Genomic DNA, 15,996 nt, shown 5'->3' on the forward strand with positions numbered 1-15,996 from the left:
CTCGTTATTCTTTATTTTTCTTACGAGCTCGCGGGTGAGCTTGATCATAAGCTTGAGCTAAATGTTGAAAATCCAAATGAGTGTACACTTGAGTCGTAGAGATATTCTCATGCCCTAGTAGCTCTTGTACTGCCCTTAAGTTTTGGCTAGATTCCAGCACATGTGTTGCAAAAGAGTGACGTAATTTGTGTGGGCTTATATGGCTAGCAACAGCTTGTTTCTTACCCCACTCTTCCATTCTTTTTTGCACACTACGATGCGAAATTCGTGTTCCTAATTTAGAAACAAACAGAGCCTTCTCACTCGGGTGGGCTAATTCATTTCGAACTCTCAGCCACTTATCAACCCACTCTTTTGCTAGCCCTGAAAAGGGTGCTTTGCGCTCTTTGTCCCCTTTACCAATAACTCGAATCTCACCTTGCCTGCTCAATACATCTTTCATATTGATACCAACAAGTTCTGCTAAACGTAAGCCAGCTCCATACATAACTTCCATCATAGCGCGATCACGAATAGACAAAGGGTCATCTTCGTTCACTTCCAGTAACTGTCCTACTTCATCGACATCTAAGTTTTTCGGTAGTGGACGCTGTTTACGAGGTGCTGATACGCCTTTCGCAGGGTTAGCAGACATCTCACCGCGTAATACAAGGAAATCAAAAAAACTGCGTAACGATGATAAGCGAGTTGCTAAGCTGCTCGCTTTCATTCCTTCTCTCATACCTTTACTTGCCAATTGGCGCACCCAAGCCGCATCTACTTGGTCCCAGCTTTTTAAACCAAGATCCACCAAATGGAATGCCATTGTTTCTAATTGCTGTTTGTAATTGCGTTGGGTGTGTAAACTGAGCCCCTTTTCACTTCTTAGATATTCATAGAAGCGCTCAAGAGGCTTTTGTAGGCTAGATGGAAGAGGTATTTTGGGCTGGTTGCTCATCAAGTTTCTGCCAAGGTAGTGTCGCGGCTAAATGAGCCACAACAAGGGCTAAGTGACGCAAGAAAAGCGTATCCATATAAGGCTGAAAGTGACCACCATCTTCACTTGAGAAAGCTAAAAAACCTAACTGGCTTTGCTTAACAAGCGGTAATACAACATAAGAGCCCAATTCGGGTACCGCTATCTCATCAAAGAGATCACTTCTATCCGCTTTTCTCAAACGACCAAGATACGCTTCTTTACCATTTAGATGGTTAGTAGAGAAGCGAGAATATCCCGTCTTACTTAAATGATAATAGCCTGAATCTTGAGAAAGTAAGCGAATATAGGCTTTTAGCCCTAACTCTACAGCTTTTTTCTCGACAGCCGTAATCACTTCAACAAAATCGGAGCATTTCAAGATCTGGTCTTGTAGTGTCATGAATTCATAGAAAGTTTTGTCATTACTCGCCGCTAAAGACATCAGGCTAGTAATTTCTTCTTCTAGGTCCTCAATTCGCTGACGCTGCCTTTTCAGTTGAATTTCAACTAATGAAACGGCACCTTGCTCAACATTATTAATCGCGAGGTGATCAACCAACTCTTTACGCTGCTGAAAGAAATCAGGGTTATCACGTAAATATTCGGCGACCACTTCTGCCGTTAGTGCGTCAGCTTCTACGTAAGACACAACTTTTCCTTTATTTTATTAATACCAACTTATTTTCGTCGTTGGCTTATTGATACAAATGAGTCACATAAATGCTAGCTTATTTGGAAGCTAGCAAGAAAGTTGACCGTCAAACACATGTGTAGCAGGACCTGTCATATACAGAGGTTTACCAGGACCTTGCCAGCTAATATGCAAATTACCGCCAGGTAGAGAGACTTTTACGTCTTCATCAAGTAGACCTTGTAAGATCCCCACAGCAACAGCGCCACATGCACCACTTCCGCAAGCTTGAGTTTCACCAGCGCCACGCTCATAAACACGTAAGCGAACTTCATTGCGATTAAGTACTTGCATGAAACCAGCGTTTACTCGCTCAGGGAAGCGTTCATGAGACTCCAAAAGAGGACCTAACGTATCAACATCAGCAGTATCAACATCATCCACCACAGTCACAACATGAGGGTTACCCATGCTTACTGCACCACAAAACAAAGTGTGAGATTCGGTACGAAGAATGTAGGTCTTTTCTGTTTGTTTTGCTTTGAAAGGAATTTTATTTGGCTCGAACTCTGGAATGCCCATATTCACAGTGATTTGGTCATTCTCTTCAATTTTCAGTACCATCTTGCCTTTTTTGGTGCTGACATTGATGCTGTATTTATTCGTTAAACCTTTCATGCGAACGAAACGAGCAAAACAACGTGCACCATTGCCACATTGCTCCACTTCACTGCCGTCTGCATTGAAAATTCGATAATGGAAATCAGTTTCAGGATCATAAGGTGCTTCAACAACAAGCAGCTGATCGAAACCAACCCCTGTATGACGATCCGCCAAGCGACGGATCAAATCAGGGGAAAAGAAAATGTTTTGGGTAATACAGTCTACGACCATGAAATCATTACCCAAACCATGCATTTTAGAAAAATGGAAATGCATAACGCTTCAAATTACTCCGGAAGAATGTTTTCAAGTTCCCATAAGCTCGCAAGCTCTTCACGCTGACGAACCAAATGAGCTTTCTCGCCATCAACCATCACTTCTGCCGCTCGAGAACGAGTGTTGTAGTTAGATGACATCGCAAAGCCATAAGCACCAGCAGAACGAACCGCTAATAGATCACCTTGCTCAAGAACCAAATCACGGTCTTTACCCAAGAAATCGCCAGTTTCACAAATTGGACCCACTAAATCGTAAGTCACTACTTCACCTTCACGAGGGCTAACAGGCACGATATCTTGCCATGCTTGGTATAATGCAGGGCGCATTAAGTCGTTCATGGCCGCATCAATGATCGCGAAGTTTTTATGCTCTGTTGGCTTTAGAAACTCAACTTTTGTCAATAATACACCAGCGTTCGCCGCAATCGCTCTTCCAGGCTCAAAAATCAGCTCTAAGTCAGAATGATTATCTAAACGAGCCAATAATGCTTTCGCGTAATCAGATGGCTGAGGAGGCAATTCATCGCGATAAACCACGCCTAAACCACCACCCACATCAAGGTGCTTAATCGTAATACCGCTGTCTCGTAGCTGATCAATTAATGCTAGCAGGCGATCTGTTGCATCAATGAAAGGTTCAATATCGGTTAATTGCGAGCCGATGTGGCAATCAATACCTTGGATATCAAGGTTACCTAAGCTTTGTGCAAACTGATAAACAGCAGGTGCACGGTCAAAAGCAATACCAAATTTATTATCACGCAGACCTGTTGAAATATAAGGGTGAGTTTTTGCATCTACATCTGGATTAATACGTAAAGAAATCGGCGCTTTCACACCTAATTCACCCGCAACTTTATTTAGACGCTCTAATTCAGGCTCAGACTCAACGTTGAAACACTTAATGTTTAATTCAAGTGCTCGCTTCATTTCTGCCTCGGTTTTACCGACACCTGAGAAAACAATTTTTGACGCTTCGCCGCCGGCTGCAATAACACGCTCAAGTTCACCACCTGAAACAATATCAAAGCCAGAACCAAGACGAGCAAGAGTATTCAACACACCTAAGTTTGAATTTGCTTTTACTGCATAACAAACAAGATGAGGATGTTCTCCAACTGAAGAGTCAAAAGCATTCCAATGGCGCTCTAGCGTTGCACGTGAATATACGTACAAAGGTGTGCCATATTGCTCGGCTAATTGTGAAAGTGCGACGTTCTCAGCCCAAAGCTGACCATCATCCTGATAGTTAAAGTAATCCAAAATTCTTATCCCTTATAAATACGATTGCTGTTGTTGCGTTTATTCACTTGTTGCGATTAGGCATTTATTGCGATGGTTCGCTTTGCTGCGGTTCATCAGGAAGATATAACGCTCCCGTTTGACCACACCCAGAAAGACCGATAACGGACACCATAAACAGAGCTGTAATTAACTTTTTCATTTTGCATATCGTGATTATTAACTCAATGCCCCCTATAATCGCACCACACTCAAGAAAAGCAATAGGATAGAAAGGATGAACGATACTGAATTTCATCAGCTGGTCGATATACAGATGCAAAACATCGAAGAAGCTATCGATGAATCAGAGGCAGATGTGGATTACGAAGTGACAGGTAACGTGATGACGCTGGAATTTGAAGACCGCAGCCAGATCATCATTAACCGCCAAGAGCCGATGCACGAAATTTGGTTAGCGTCTCGTTCTGGAGGCTTCCACTTCAAACTTATTGAAGATAAATGGACGTGTTCAAAAACAGGGATGGAGCTTTTTGAGATGGTGAAGGAAGAGTGCGTTAAGCATGCGGGCGAAGATATTGACTGGGTGTAAACCTGGAAGACCGTGCATTAAATCTAAGCCTTAAAAAACCTAAACTATAAAAACAAAAAAGGAGTGATTGATTCACTCCTTTTTTATTGAAAAATTTAGTTTATTTACGCGTTAACGATTTTTGATGCTCGTGAGCACACCTGATTATCATTACGGTAAGGCACAACATAAGAGTTGCCTTCTTCTGGATGAACAATCTGGTAATACTGAGGTAAGTTGAAATTAATCAACTTAGATGACATCTTCGATTCATCTTTTACCGACGTATAGAAAGAGTTAACACTCGCGATCATCTCATCTTTTTCGCCACTAAATTGGTGATATACCTCAACCTGATTAGATTCATCCAACACGTAGATATTGAAGCCTTTTTCCGTATCTTCGAAGAAGAACTGAATTAATCCTTCACTAGCAAAACCATCAACCACGTCAGGAAGCTGATATTCTTGCTCTTTATCTAGCATGAGCAGCGGAGAGCCTTTTAGCTTATTCGATGAAATACTGCGATAAAAATCCACTGAGTTTTCAAGCTTCTGGACCGATACACCACGACGCTCAAAGAACAAACCAAACATTTGGTTCGCTAAGCGGATCGCTTTAAAACGACGACGTTTTTCTTGCTCGATCGGCTTCAAACGTAAATCGATACATTCTGCTAATAGCTGGTACACCATATTACGCATCACACCGCGTAAATTTTTGCTGTAACAAAAAACATCTACGGATTCTGGTGGTAAAGCATCTTGGTGCATTTTTCCAAGCACCGTCTTCAAAGCATCCAACATTGCGGTTTCACCTTGGAAATGAAGCGTACGCACTTCATGCCAAGAATTTCGATAAACCAAATCAACACTTCCGACTAAGCTTTTACCTTCTTCACCAAAACAGAAAATATCAGCATTTTTCAAATCAACTTTGAGCGAACGACCACTTAGCTCTGACGTAGGATCATTCTCAAAGTTAATAAACATCGCCAGTTGGCTTATTTCACACGGGCTAGCTAAGGCTTGCATGCTTGGACGACGTTTACGCAGTGAGAACGTATTACGTAAGTCACTCACCATTTGATAAAACTTATCGATATCAATTTGAGCATCACGTACAACAGAATGAAGACGTGTTGACTCAGTAATAAGCCCATTAAAGAAAGACCAAGCCACGAGTTTACTTAAATACTCATGATGCTCTAAAGATGGTTGCCCTAGAATACGATGAGCAATCAAAGGCTGCTTATACAAATACCAGCCCGCTTTGTTCGCTTGCCCTTGGCGAACTTCAATAAAGCTTAAATCTGATTCGTGTAAGTCTGGTGATATTTGCGGATTAAGTAAGGTCACTTTACCAGGCAGAACTTCAAAAGCCGCATAAAGCTTACGTGCAAGAATACTGATATCTTGGGGACTAATAGCAGAAGTGATGTCATTACGACGTGCAAACTGAATCAAGTTACGATAGCTCAACATTAATGCATCAAGCAATGCATGGTGCACCACTTTAACTTGTTCCACTTTCCAATTTCTTCGGTCATCAAGCTCAATAATAGTTTCAGAATCCCAATTCCAAGAGCGCGTCATTTCAATCAACGCTTCTCTGCGCCAAGGTACCGAACCAATACCAGCTTCACGTGATAGTTTTTCATGAGTCTTTAAATAGAAACAACGTCGTACCAAATCTAAACGAGTGTGATCATTAATTCTTTCTAGGTAACGAGTCACCTTTTCTAGCATGAGATAATAAGTATCCATACCATACAGATCCGGTTCATCAGCAAAAAAACGACGCTTAGTATCAATACTCAGTAATTGAGTTTGTGGGTACTCCCAAGAATAAGCTTCTAATAAAATTGCTTTCAATACAGACTTGTACGGAGAGTCGATACTTTTATACAACTGCCATAAGTTCGAACCAAAGTACTCTTCAGCTGGAATTTGATTGAGCTTTCCAAAGTCTATCCACTGTGAACAATCGATGTAATTGTTACTACAGAGATCTTGAACGTATTCGTCGTAACACTCTTCCATTTCAGGCGGAATAATTTGCCATAGCAAACGCTGGCCAGCTAAACGTACAGCTGAGCGATAGAATTCATCTAAAAGGAGTAAGTGTTGCGAAGACCCACAATTATCGCCCGTCATTTCCTCTGAATAATTTGAACGAAAACGCTCTTCATCCATCAAAAAGAAATTGGCTTCAACACCTTGGGTTTGAGCCCAATCGGTAATCAAGAGACATTTATTGGTTAGACTGTCGCGAGTCGCGCTGTCCATCGTAGGAGAGACGCACACCCAAATGTCTAAATCACTCGATGTGCTTTGACCAATAGAAGACGTACTACCCATGGTATAAAGACCGAGAATTTCAGGCTGACTAGTAGTATTTAGCTTTCCGCCTAACGTCAGTTCCGCATCTTCTACAAATTGCTTTTGGAATTCATTTAATTCGAAGTTGTGAATTCCAAAAGGAACTGTTTGGTCGTAGTAACCAGGAATCATCGGGTGGTTGAAGTGGAAAAGTGCTGGTATCAAATTGAATACACGCTGACTTTGTAAATCCATCAATGCCAACGCACGATCAATGCATTGTTGATTTAGATTATCCAATCGTTGAATTAAAGTCTGAATGTAAGCCTGCAAGGTAAGTCCTTGGTTTGAGAGTAAATACACTTTCTGTTTAGTTACCAATCAAAAACAGCAACAAAACGTGATCAATCTAACACTTTTAAGCTTATCGGTAAAGCAAAGGAACCCTCATGATAACGAGCCTTTTCACCATAAAGAATGAGATTTCACAACCTCGTAGTGTCCTCTTAATTCTCTATTTCTAATAATAGCCCATGTTTCAAATGAGATACCAATCACACTATTTTGGTGAACTTCTGCAAATCATATATCTATCAAAGTCAGCATCGATCAAACAGTAAGAATTTTCACTTCACAATGGTAGGATTAGGCTATCAAAGAACTCATACCGGACACACCATGACAAATTCAGCACCTATCCGCATTGCAACCAGAAAAAGCCCGCTAGCCCTTTGGCAAGCTTACTATGTAAGAGACGCGCTTCAAGCCGCTCACCCTGGTTTAGAGGTTGAGTTAGTCACTATGGTGACCAAAGGCGACATCATTCTTGATACACCATTAGCTAAAGTTGGTGGTAAAGGGCTTTTCGTAAAAGAGCTGGAAGTAGCCATGCTAGAAGGCAGAGCCGATTTAGCCGTACACTCAATGAAAGATGTGCCTGTCGACTTTCCTGAAGGCTTAGGGCTTGTCACCATTTGTGAGCGTGAAGACCCACGTGATGCTTTTGTATCAAATACCTACAACAACATCGATGAACTTCCGCAAGGCGCAACTGTCGGAACTTGCAGTTTACGTCGTCAATGTCAGTTACTTGAAGCACGCCCAGACCTAATCATCAAAGAACTGCGTGGTAACGTAGGAACTCGCTTAGGTAAGCTGGATGACGGTCAGTTTGATGCTATCGTTTTAGCTGCTGCAGGTTTGAAACGTTTAGAGCTAGAAGAACGTATTCGCAGCTTTATTGAGCCAGAGCAGTCACTTCCTGCTGTTGGTCAAGGTGCTGTTGGCATTGAATGTCGCTTAGACGACGAACGCTTAATCAAGCTACTAGAACCACTAAACGATACAGACACTGCAGACCGCGTACTATGCGAGCGAGCAATGAACCTTACTTTAGAAGGTGGCTGTCAGGTTCCAATTGGTAGCTATTCTTTACTTGAAGGTGAAGACGATATTTGGCTACGAGCACTAGTTGGAGAGCCTGACGGTTCAAAAATCGTTCGAGGTGAAATCCGTGGTTCGCGTAAAGATGCTGAATCTTTAGGTGTTACACTGGCGAACCAATTACTCGATGATGGCGCAAAAGAGATTCTAACTAAACTTTACGCAGATCACGATTAATCATGACGGTGTTGGTAACGCGCCCAGGGAAACAAGGGCAAGCACTTTGCCAACAATTAGCGGATGAAGGTATCCAGGCGATCCATCATCCGCTTATTCGTATTGCTGATAATCAGAAAGTAGATAATTTTCACCTCCAGTTAAAAACAAGCGATCTAATCATCGCAGTCAGTCAACATGCGGCAACTTCCGCACATAATATACTCTCCTTATCTGCTGATATATGGCCTCTACACCCTATATATCTTGCCGTTGGTCAAAAAACCGCACAGATTTTAAGCAAACTTTGCGAGCAACCCGTAAACTATCCAGAAGTCAGTGATAGTGAACATCTTCTCCAACTCAAAGAACTTCAAGATATCGAAGGTAAACGAATTACCATCCTTAGAGGAAATGGAGGTCGAGAACTAATAAGAGACTCACTTCTCAGCAGAGGAGCGACCGTCACTTATAGTGAGACTTATCATCGAGAATATATTCCAATAACTGATCACAATATTTTTAAAGACTGGATTCAATGTGGTATTTCAAAAATAGTCATCACTAGTCAAGAGCAGTTGGAGTATTTAGTGTCCATAACTCCTGACGATGACTTTCATTGGCTGCAAGGTTGCCATTTATTCGTACCCAGCCAACGCATTGCTAATCGAGCTCAACAATTAGGCTTCTCTAAAGTCGAAAATACTTTAAGCGCAACTAATCAAATATTACTGGCTGCTCTCCAGCCATAGCTAGAATAGGAAATCAGTATGACAAGCAAAAAAAATAATGACCAAATTGTCCCTGAACAAAAGAGCGAAGCTTCAGAAACAGTAAAGGAAAGTTCTACAGATTCATCAGAAAAAAATTCTGCTGAAAATGTTGTAGAGCCCTCTCCATCTGAAACAACAGAAGAAACTAAAGTTGATAGTACATCAACACCAAAGAGCCAAAAGCCACAAGATTCAGAGCAAATTGAGAAAGCAGAAAAGCAAGGTAAGCGAGGTGTGAAACTCGGTGCTATCGCAATAGCAATCTCAATCATATTTAGTGGTGGTATTGCTTTCCAAATGCAGAAACAAAATAGCCTTCAAGCTGAACAAATTACAGCATTACAGAATCAGCTAAAAACTACTCAGTCATCTCTGACTCAAGAATTAGAAAAGACAAAGCAAGAAACGATTCAACAAGCATCAGTCACTGTAGAAAAAAGTCAGGTTGTTTTGTCTCAACAGCAAAAAAGTATCGAAAGTCTTCAAGTTGCTGTTGCAGATGTAAAAGGACGTAGACCAAATGATTGGTTACTTGCTGAAGCCGATTACTTAGTAAAGCTCGCAGGACGCAAATTATTCTTAGAGCATGATGCTGTAAGCGCAACAAAGCTAATGGAAAGTGCCGACCAACGTATCGCAGCATTAAATGACCCAAGCTTAGTTACCCTTCGCCAATCAATGGCTAACGACATCACTAAATTACGCACCATCCCACTTATTGATAGGGATGGCTTAGTACTTCGAATTACTAGCCTTCAACAACAAATTGATGAGTTGCCACTAGCAAACGCGATTCTTCCAGATGCTCAAGAAGAAGCTAAACAAGCAGTATCACAAGATATCAATGATTGGCAAAGTAACTTAATGACATCAATGAAGGATTTCTCTGAAAACTTTATTACTTTCCGCAGCCGGGAAGGCAATGTAATCCCTCTACTTTCGCCTGAACAACACTTTTACTTACGTGAAAATATAAAAGGTAAATTAGAAACGGCTATTCGCGCTGTCTATAAAGAGCAGGGTGACATCTATTCAACCGCTCTAGCTACAGCTAATGAGTGGTCTACGGCGTATCTAAATCAAAATGATCACGCGGTTATAGAGTTCGAAAAGACGCTTAACCAATTAAGTAAGCAAAATATTTCGGTTAAATACCCGGTTAAACTTGAATCACAGAAAGACCTTTCAAATGTTATTCGTGAACGTTTACGCCGTGAAGTAACAACCATGACTTCGGAGGAGAAATAATGATTCGTTGGATTTTTCTTTTTCTAGTTCTTGGGGCTGGTTTATTTGCTGGCACTCAATTTTCTGGTCAGCAAGGTTATGTCTTAATCTCTATCGCTAATCAAACGATAGAAATGAGCGTCACTACTATGGTGATCTTCATAATTGCGCTATTAGCAGCGCTCTTTGGCTTAGAGTACTTATTAAAGAAAGCTGTTTATGCAAGCACAACCACTTGGAATTGGTTTAGCGTAAGAAAACTAAAACGTTCAAGACGCTATACAAATGAAGGTATTATTAAATTAATTGAGGGTGACTGGAAAGCAGCTGAGAAGAAAGTTACTCGCTGGGCCAACCACCATGATATGCCGCTACTATGCTATCTAGTCGCATCTGAAGCGGCTCATGGTCAAGGTAACAATAGCAAGCGAGATCACTACCTCTCTCTCGCGAGTCAGCAAGACGATTCCTTGCTAGCGGTCGAGCTAACTAGAGCAAAACAACAAATTGCTGAGGCTAACTTTGAGCTCGCATTTGATACGCTTTCAACACTAAAAAGCAGTTTCCCTAATAATCCTGTCGTTCTTAACTTACTTAAAACAACGTACATTAAGTTGAACCTCTGGCAGCCTCTTATTGATTTAGCTCCTAAGCTCGTGAAGCAAAATCAGCTAACAAATGAAGAACATGCTGAACTCAACCAAAAAGCTCAATGTGGCTTGTTATCGGAAATAGCTCAGCAGCAAGGAAGTGAAGGGTTAATCAGCCATTGGGATAAGCTGCCTAAGAAGCAAAAACAAAGCGACCATCTGATCGCTTGCTTTGTAAAACAGCTGATTGCTCGTAAAGCGGATTCCGAAGCATTTACTGTAATAAAGGAAAGCCTGAAGAAGTCTGATATTCCTGCTTTGTACGCTCTATTACCAGAGATGAACTTACCTGATCATCACCCTGTAGTCGTGATGTTACAAAATACCCTGAAGAAAGAAGCTAACAATGCAGGAGCTCATAGCGCACTGGCTCAATTTTATTTACGCGAAGAGAAGTGGAATGAGGCGCAGAATCACCTTGAGAAGGCACTGGAGATTCGTGCAGATGTTTCTGATTACGGTTACTTATCAGATGCACTAGAGAAGCAGAACTTAACCAAAGCGGCTCACGAGGTATCTCGTAAAGCACTTGAGCTGATACAACCAGCTTAAACAGCCAAGCTGTAATCATCAAGCCGACGTTTACACGTCGGCTTTTTCATACCTACAATTCGCTAAATGTTCATGTGAGTTCGTGAACTGATCTGAGTATTCAAATACCTTAACCAATCATTCTGCTAGTTAATTTAGTAATGGCAAACTTCACCTACGCTAACGAATTAAATCCAAGCCAAGATGGAAGCTACTACACAACATTTGCTGCTCCTGCCGTGATGACAATTGACATGGTAATACCTTACTAGGAAGCATTACAAGTTAAGCCATCTAAAATATATAACGCGATGAGTCAGTGATTAGAGACAGAAGCTAAGCTATAGATTGCGTTCACTATGGTAATAAATGAAGAGATACCAGATTGGGGAAATGTGCTTAATGAGAAGGTCGTAAAAGAGGTTTTTGCATTTATTTAAGGCATTAACGAGGATAGATAAGTCAGAGTATTCCAATAAACTATGGCTATTGATTCGTTCACCGTAATGGGTATTCGTAGGGGCTTTTTACCTACTGAGCACGATTTACTGAACTCCGAACGTAAAAAAGCCCTAGTCGTAAGACTAGGGCTTTTCAAATAGTGGCGGAGTGGACGGGACTCGAACCCGCGACCCCCGGCGTGACAGGCCGGTATTCTAACCAACTGAACTACCACTCCGCAGTGGTCAACTCACTAAGTGAGCGTCCATATCTCCAGGTTGGTCAACCTAAAGATTATAATTTAAAGCCTGGCGATGTCCTACTCTCACATGGGGAAGCCCCACACTACCATCGGCGCTATTGTGTTTCACTTCTGAGTTCGGCATGGGATCAGGTGGGTCCACAATGCTATGGTCGCCAAGCAAATTTTGCTTTTACTTCCAGTTTAAAAACTGAAGGCAAAATAATCTGGAAAGCTGTTTCGTTCTCTTCAAACTCATTCAAGGTCTGRTATTTCTATTGAGTCCACAAAACCCCTTGGGTGTTGTATGGTTAAGCCTCACGGGCAATTAGTACAGGTTAGCTCAATGCCTCGCAGCACTTACACACCCTGCCTATCAACGTCGTAGTCTACGACAACCCTTAAGGACGCTTAAAGCGTCAGGGAAAACTCATCTCAAGGCTCGCTTCGCGCTTAGATGCTTTCAGCGCTTATCGATTCCGAACTTAGCTACCGGGCAATGCCATTGGCATGACAACCCGAACACCAGAGGTTCGTCCACTCCGGTCCTCTCGTACTAGGAGCAGCCCCTTTCAATTTTCCAACGCCCACGGCAGATAGGGACCGAACTGTCTCACGACGTTCTAAACCCAGCTCGCGTACCACTTTAAATGGCGAACAGCCATACCCTTGGGACCGACTTCAGCCCCAGGATGTGATGAGCCGACATCGAGGTGCCAAACACCGCCGTCGATATGAACTCTTGGGCGGTATCAGCCTGTTATCCCCGGAGTACCTTTTATCCGTTGAGCGATGGCCCTTCCATTCAGAACCACCGGATCACTATGACCTGCTTTCGCACCTGCTCGAATTGTCATTCTCGCAGTCAAGCGGGCTTATGCCATTGCACTAACCACACGATGTCCAACCGTGTTTAGCCCACCTTCGTGCTCCTCCGTTACTCTTTGGGAGGAGACCGCCCCAGTCAAACTACCCACCAGGCACTGTCCGTAATCCCGATTCAGGGACCRACGTTAGAACATCAAGCATACAAGGGTGGTATTTCAAGGACGACTCCATCACATCTAGCGACGCAATTTCATAGTCTCCCACCTATCCTACACATGTAGGGTCAATGTTCAGTGCCAAGCTGTAGTAAAGGTTCACGGGGTCTTTCCGTCTAGCCGCGGGTACACTGCATCTTCACAGCGATTTCAATTTCACTGAGTCTCGGGTGGAGACAGCGTGGCCATCATTACGCCATTCGTGCAGGTCGGAACTTACCCGACAAGGAATTTCGCTACCTTAGGACCGTTATAGTTACGGCCGCCGTTTACCGGGGCTTCGATCAAGAGCTTCGACCGAAGTCTAACCCCATCAATTAACCTTCCGGCACCGGGCAGGCGTCACACCGTATACGTCATCTTACGATTTTGCACAGTGCTGTGTTTTTAATAAACAGTTGCAGCCACCTGGTATCTGCGACTCTCGTCTGCTCCATCCGCAAGGGACTTCACTGATAAGAGCGTACCTTCTCCCGAAGTTACGGTACCATTTTGCCTAGTTCCTTCACCCGAGTTCTCTCAAGCGCCTTGGTATTCTCTACCCGACCACCTGTGTCGGTTTGGGGTACGATTTCTTATAATCTGAAGCTTAGAGGCTTTTCCTGGAAGTATGGCATCAATGACTTCACTACCGTAGTAGCTCGACATCGTATCTCAGCGTTAATGAAAGTCCGGATTTACCTAAACTTTCCGCCTACGTACTTGGACCTGGACAACCGTCGCCAGGCTCACCTAGCCTTCTCCGTCCCCCCATCGCAATTATAAGAAGTACAGGAATATTAACCTGTTTCCCATCGACTACGCCTTTCGGCCTCGCCTTAGGAGTCGACTTACCCTGCCCCGATTAACGTTGGACAGGAACCCTTGGTCTTCCGGCGAGGGAGTTTTTCACTCCCTTTATCGTTACTCATGTCAGCATTCGCACTTCTGATACCTCCAGCAGCCCTTACAGACCACCTTCAACGGCTTACAGAACGCTCCCCTACCCCACATACCCTAAGGTACGTAGCCGCAGCTTCGGTGTATAGCTTAGCCCCGTTACATCTTCCGCGCAGGCCGACTCGACCAGTGAGCTATTACGCTTTCTTTAAATGATGGCTGCTTCTAAGCCAACATCCTGGCTGTCTGAGCCTTCCCACATCGTTTCCCACTTAGCTATACTTTGGGACCTTAGCTGGCGGTCTGGGTTGTTTCCCTCTCCACGACGGACGTTAGCACCCGCCGTGTGTCTCCCGGATAGTACTTACTGGTATTCGGAGTTTGCAAAGGGTTGGTAAGTCGGGATGACCCCCTAGCCTTAACAGTGCTCTACCCCCAGTAGTATTCGTCCGAGGCGCTACCTAAATAGCTTTCGGGGAGAACCAGCTATCTCCAGGTTTGATTGGCCTTTCACCCCTAGCCACAAGTCATCCGCTAATTTTTCAACATTAGTCGGTTCGGTCCTCCAGTTGATGTTACTCAACCTTCAACCTGCCCATGGCTAGATCACCTGGTTTCGGGTCTAATCCTAGCAACTGTACGCCCAGTTAAGACTCGGTTTCCCTACGGCTCCCCTAAACGGTTAACCTTGCTACTAAAATTAAGTCGCTGACCCATTATACAAAAGGTACGCAGTCACACCACGAAGGTGCTCCTACTGCTTGTACGTACACGGTTTCAGGTTCTATTTCACTCCCCTCACAGGGGTTCTTTTCGCCTTTCCCTCACGGTACTGGTTCACTATCGGTCAGTCAGTAGTATTTAGCCTTGGAGGATGGTCCCCCCATATTCAGACAGGATATCACGTGTCCCGCCCTACTCGATTTCACTGATTATGATGCGTCGGTTACGGGGCTATCACCCTTTGYTGCGACACTTTCCAGAGTCTTCACCTGCATCATTAAAAGCTTAAGGGCTAATCCAATTTCGCTCGCCGCTACTTTCGGAATCTCGGTTGATTTCTCTTCCTCGGGGTACTTAGATGTTTCAGTTCCCCCGGTTTGCCTCCTGTTGCTATGTATTCACAACAGGATACKTRCTTATGYAMGTGGGTTTCCCCATTCAGGAATCCCAGACTCAAAAGGTTATTACTACCTAATCTGGGCTTATCGCAAGTTATTACGCCTTTCATCGCCTCTGACTGCCAAGGCATCCACCGTGTACGCTTAGTCACTTAACCATACAACCCGAAAGGGTCTTAGTGTATGGCAACTAACCAAGGTTTTTGGTTGTCATCAAGAAGGGTTAATTCTTGATAACTGTTTGCCGGACTCAATTGTGAATCAAACTAGGTTTGATTCGAATACAAGACACTTGAATGTGTTTGTTGTGTTTATCTAATGAAAGATAAACATTGAGAACTTTTAAATTTGATTGAATTACTCGTAAGTAATCAATCAGTCAGCTTTCCAAATTGTTAAAGAGCATAAAGCAAAAAGCTTTAATCAATAACTCGCGTTATTAATTAAAGCTCTGGCTTTAACTAAATCTAAACCATCAATCTGTGTGGGTACTCATCAACGATATCTTCGTATAAGGAGGTGATCCAGCCCCAGGTTCCCCTAGGGCTACCTTGTTACGACTTCACCCCAGTCATGAACCACAAAGTGGTGAGCGTCCTCCTCGAAAGGTTAAACTACCCACTTCTTTTGCAGCCCACTCCCATGGTGTGACGGGCGGTGTGTACAAGGCCCGGGAACGTATTCACCGTGACATTCTGATTCACGATTACTAGCGATTCCGACTTCATGGAGTCGAGTTGCAGACTCCAATCCGGACTACGACGCACTTTTTGGGATTCGCTCACTATCGCTAGCTTGCTGCCCTCTGTATGCGCCATTGTAGCACG

General features: G+C 43.3%; 11 protein-coding genes, 1 tRNA gene and 3 rRNA genes. 5 read left to right on the forward strand and 10 right to left on the reverse strand.

All coding sequences use genetic code 11. The features are described from left to right. Positions 1 to 4: 4 nt before the first annotated feature. The 5 genes from xerC to lptM form a co-directional block, all read right to left on the reverse strand. Complete coding sequence (gene xerC, locus L4C37_RS19870) at positions 5 to 937, reverse strand: tyrosine recombinase XerC (RefSeq protein ID WP_137375469.1); 933 nt, start codon at positions 935 to 937, stop codon at positions 5 to 7. Continuing rightward, complete coding sequence (locus L4C37_RS19875; protein WP_137375468.1) at positions 903 to 1,607, reverse strand: DUF484 family protein; 705 nt, start codon at positions 1,605 to 1,607, stop codon at positions 903 to 905. The genes xerC and L4C37_RS19875 overlap by 35 nt, the downstream gene beginning before the upstream one ends. 90 nt (positions 1,608 to 1,697) lie before the next feature. Next, a complete protein-coding gene (gene dapF, locus L4C37_RS19880; protein WP_273296973.1) occupies positions 1,698 to 2,528 on the reverse strand; it encodes a diaminopimelate epimerase in 831 nt (276 codons plus the stop codon). Between the two features lie 11 nt (positions 2,529 to 2,539). Beyond that, positions 2,540 to 3,793 (reverse strand): diaminopimelate decarboxylase, encoded by a 1,254-nt coding sequence (gene lysA, locus L4C37_RS19885; RefSeq protein WP_429769609.1) that lies wholly within the window; start codon positions 3,791 to 3,793, stop codon positions 2,540 to 2,542. A 64-nt stretch (positions 3,794 to 3,857) separates the two neighbouring features. Further along, positions 3,858 to 3,974: an LPS translocon maturation chaperone LptM gene (gene lptM / locus L4C37_RS19890; protein WP_408063449.1), complete on the reverse strand. Its 117-nt coding sequence runs from the start codon at positions 3,972 to 3,974 to the stop codon at positions 3,858 to 3,860. 75 nt (positions 3,975 to 4,049) lie between these two features. Between lptM and cyaY the strand changes: the two genes are divergently transcribed. Continuing rightward, the gene (cyaY, locus tag L4C37_RS19895) at positions 4,050 to 4,364 is read left to right on the forward strand and encodes an iron donor protein CyaY (RefSeq protein ID WP_137375464.1); all 315 of its coding nucleotides are present in this window, start codon (positions 4,050 to 4,052) and stop codon (positions 4,362 to 4,364) included. A gap of 104 nt (positions 4,365 to 4,468) precedes the next feature. Here cyaY and L4C37_RS19900 read toward each other — a convergent pair whose 3' ends face one another. Beyond that, on the reverse strand, positions 4,469 to 6,997 hold the full coding sequence (locus L4C37_RS19900) for a class I adenylate cyclase (RefSeq protein WP_429769611.1): 2,529 nt from the start codon (positions 6,995 to 6,997) through the stop codon (positions 4,469 to 4,471). 345 nt (positions 6,998 to 7,342) lie between these two features. Between L4C37_RS19900 and hemC the strand changes: the two genes are divergently transcribed. From hemC to L4C37_RS19920, 4 genes are read left to right on the forward strand one after another with little or no spacing between them, the layout of a single operon-like run. Next, positions 7,343 to 8,284 carry a hydroxymethylbilane synthase gene (gene hemC, locus L4C37_RS19905; RefSeq protein WP_137375462.1) on the forward strand — a complete coding sequence of 314 codons (942 nt, stop codon included), beginning with the start codon at positions 7,343 to 7,345 and terminating at the stop codon, positions 8,282 to 8,284. Between the two features lie 2 nt (positions 8,285 to 8,286). Beyond that, positions 8,287 to 9,015, forward strand: a complete 729-nt coding sequence (locus L4C37_RS19910; RefSeq protein ID WP_429769613.1) for a uroporphyrinogen-III synthase — start codon at positions 8,287 to 8,289, stop codon at positions 9,013 to 9,015. 18 nt (positions 9,016 to 9,033) lie between these two features. After that, on the forward strand, positions 9,034 to 10,284 hold the full coding sequence (locus L4C37_RS19915; RefSeq protein WP_429769615.1) for a uroporphyrinogen-III C-methyltransferase: 1,251 nt from the start codon (positions 9,034 to 9,036) through the stop codon (positions 10,282 to 10,284). Further along, positions 10,284 to 11,465, forward strand: coding sequence for a heme biosynthesis protein HemY (locus L4C37_RS19920; protein WP_429769617.1), 1,182 nt, complete (start codon positions 10,284 to 10,286; stop codon positions 11,463 to 11,465). The genes L4C37_RS19915 and L4C37_RS19920 overlap by 1 nt, the downstream gene beginning before the upstream one ends. A gap of 581 nt (positions 11,466 to 12,046) precedes the next feature. Here L4C37_RS19920 and L4C37_RS19925 read toward each other — a convergent pair. From L4C37_RS19925 to L4C37_RS19940, 4 genes are all read right to left on the reverse strand, one after another. Beyond that, positions 12,047 to 12,123 (reverse strand) — tRNA-Asp (locus L4C37_RS19925). 68 nt (positions 12,124 to 12,191) lie between these two features. After that, positions 12,192 to 12,307 (reverse strand): 5S ribosomal RNA (rrf, locus tag L4C37_RS19930). A 126-nt stretch (positions 12,308 to 12,433) separates the two neighbouring features. After that, positions 12,434 to 15,327: ribosomal RNA gene (locus tag L4C37_RS19935) — 23S ribosomal RNA — on the reverse strand. A gap of 354 nt (positions 15,328 to 15,681) precedes the next feature. Further along, positions 15,682 to 15,996 (reverse strand): 16S ribosomal RNA (locus L4C37_RS19940); the annotation flags it as partial.

The sequence above is a fragment of the Vibrio kagoshimensis genome, assembly GCF_050337535.1.
Taxonomy (GTDB): Bacteria; Pseudomonadota; Gammaproteobacteria; order Enterobacterales; family Vibrionaceae; genus Vibrio; species Vibrio gallaecicus.

Bases quoted from the DNA above. Each gene is read 5' to 3' on its own strand.
- xerC (WP_137375469.1), bottom strand. From the start codon at position 937: ATGAGCAACCAGCCCAAAATACCTCTTCCATCTAGCCTACAAAAGCCT.
- dapF (WP_273296973.1), bottom strand. From the start codon at position 2,528: ATGCATTTCCATTTTTCTAAAATGCATGGTTTGGGTAATGATTTCATG.
- lptM (WP_408063449.1), bottom strand. From the start codon at position 3,974: ATGAAAAAGTTAATTACAGCTCTGTTTATGGTGTCCGTTATCGGTCTT.
- cyaY (WP_137375464.1), top strand. From the start codon at position 4,050: ATGAACGATACTGAATTTCATCAGCTGGTCGATATACAGATGCAAAAC.
- hemC (WP_137375462.1), top strand. From the start codon at position 7,343: ATGACAAATTCAGCACCTATCCGCATTGCAACCAGAAAAAGCCCGCTA.
- L4C37_RS19910 (WP_429769613.1), top strand. From the start codon at position 8,287: ATGACGGTGTTGGTAACGCGCCCAGGGAAACAAGGGCAAGCACTTTGC.
- L4C37_RS19915 (WP_429769615.1), top strand. From the start codon at position 9,034: ATGACAAGCAAAAAAAATAATGACCAAATTGTCCCTGAACAAAAGAGC.
- L4C37_RS19920 (WP_429769617.1), top strand. From the start codon at position 10,284: ATGATTCGTTGGATTTTTCTTTTTCTAGTTCTTGGGGCTGGTTTATTT.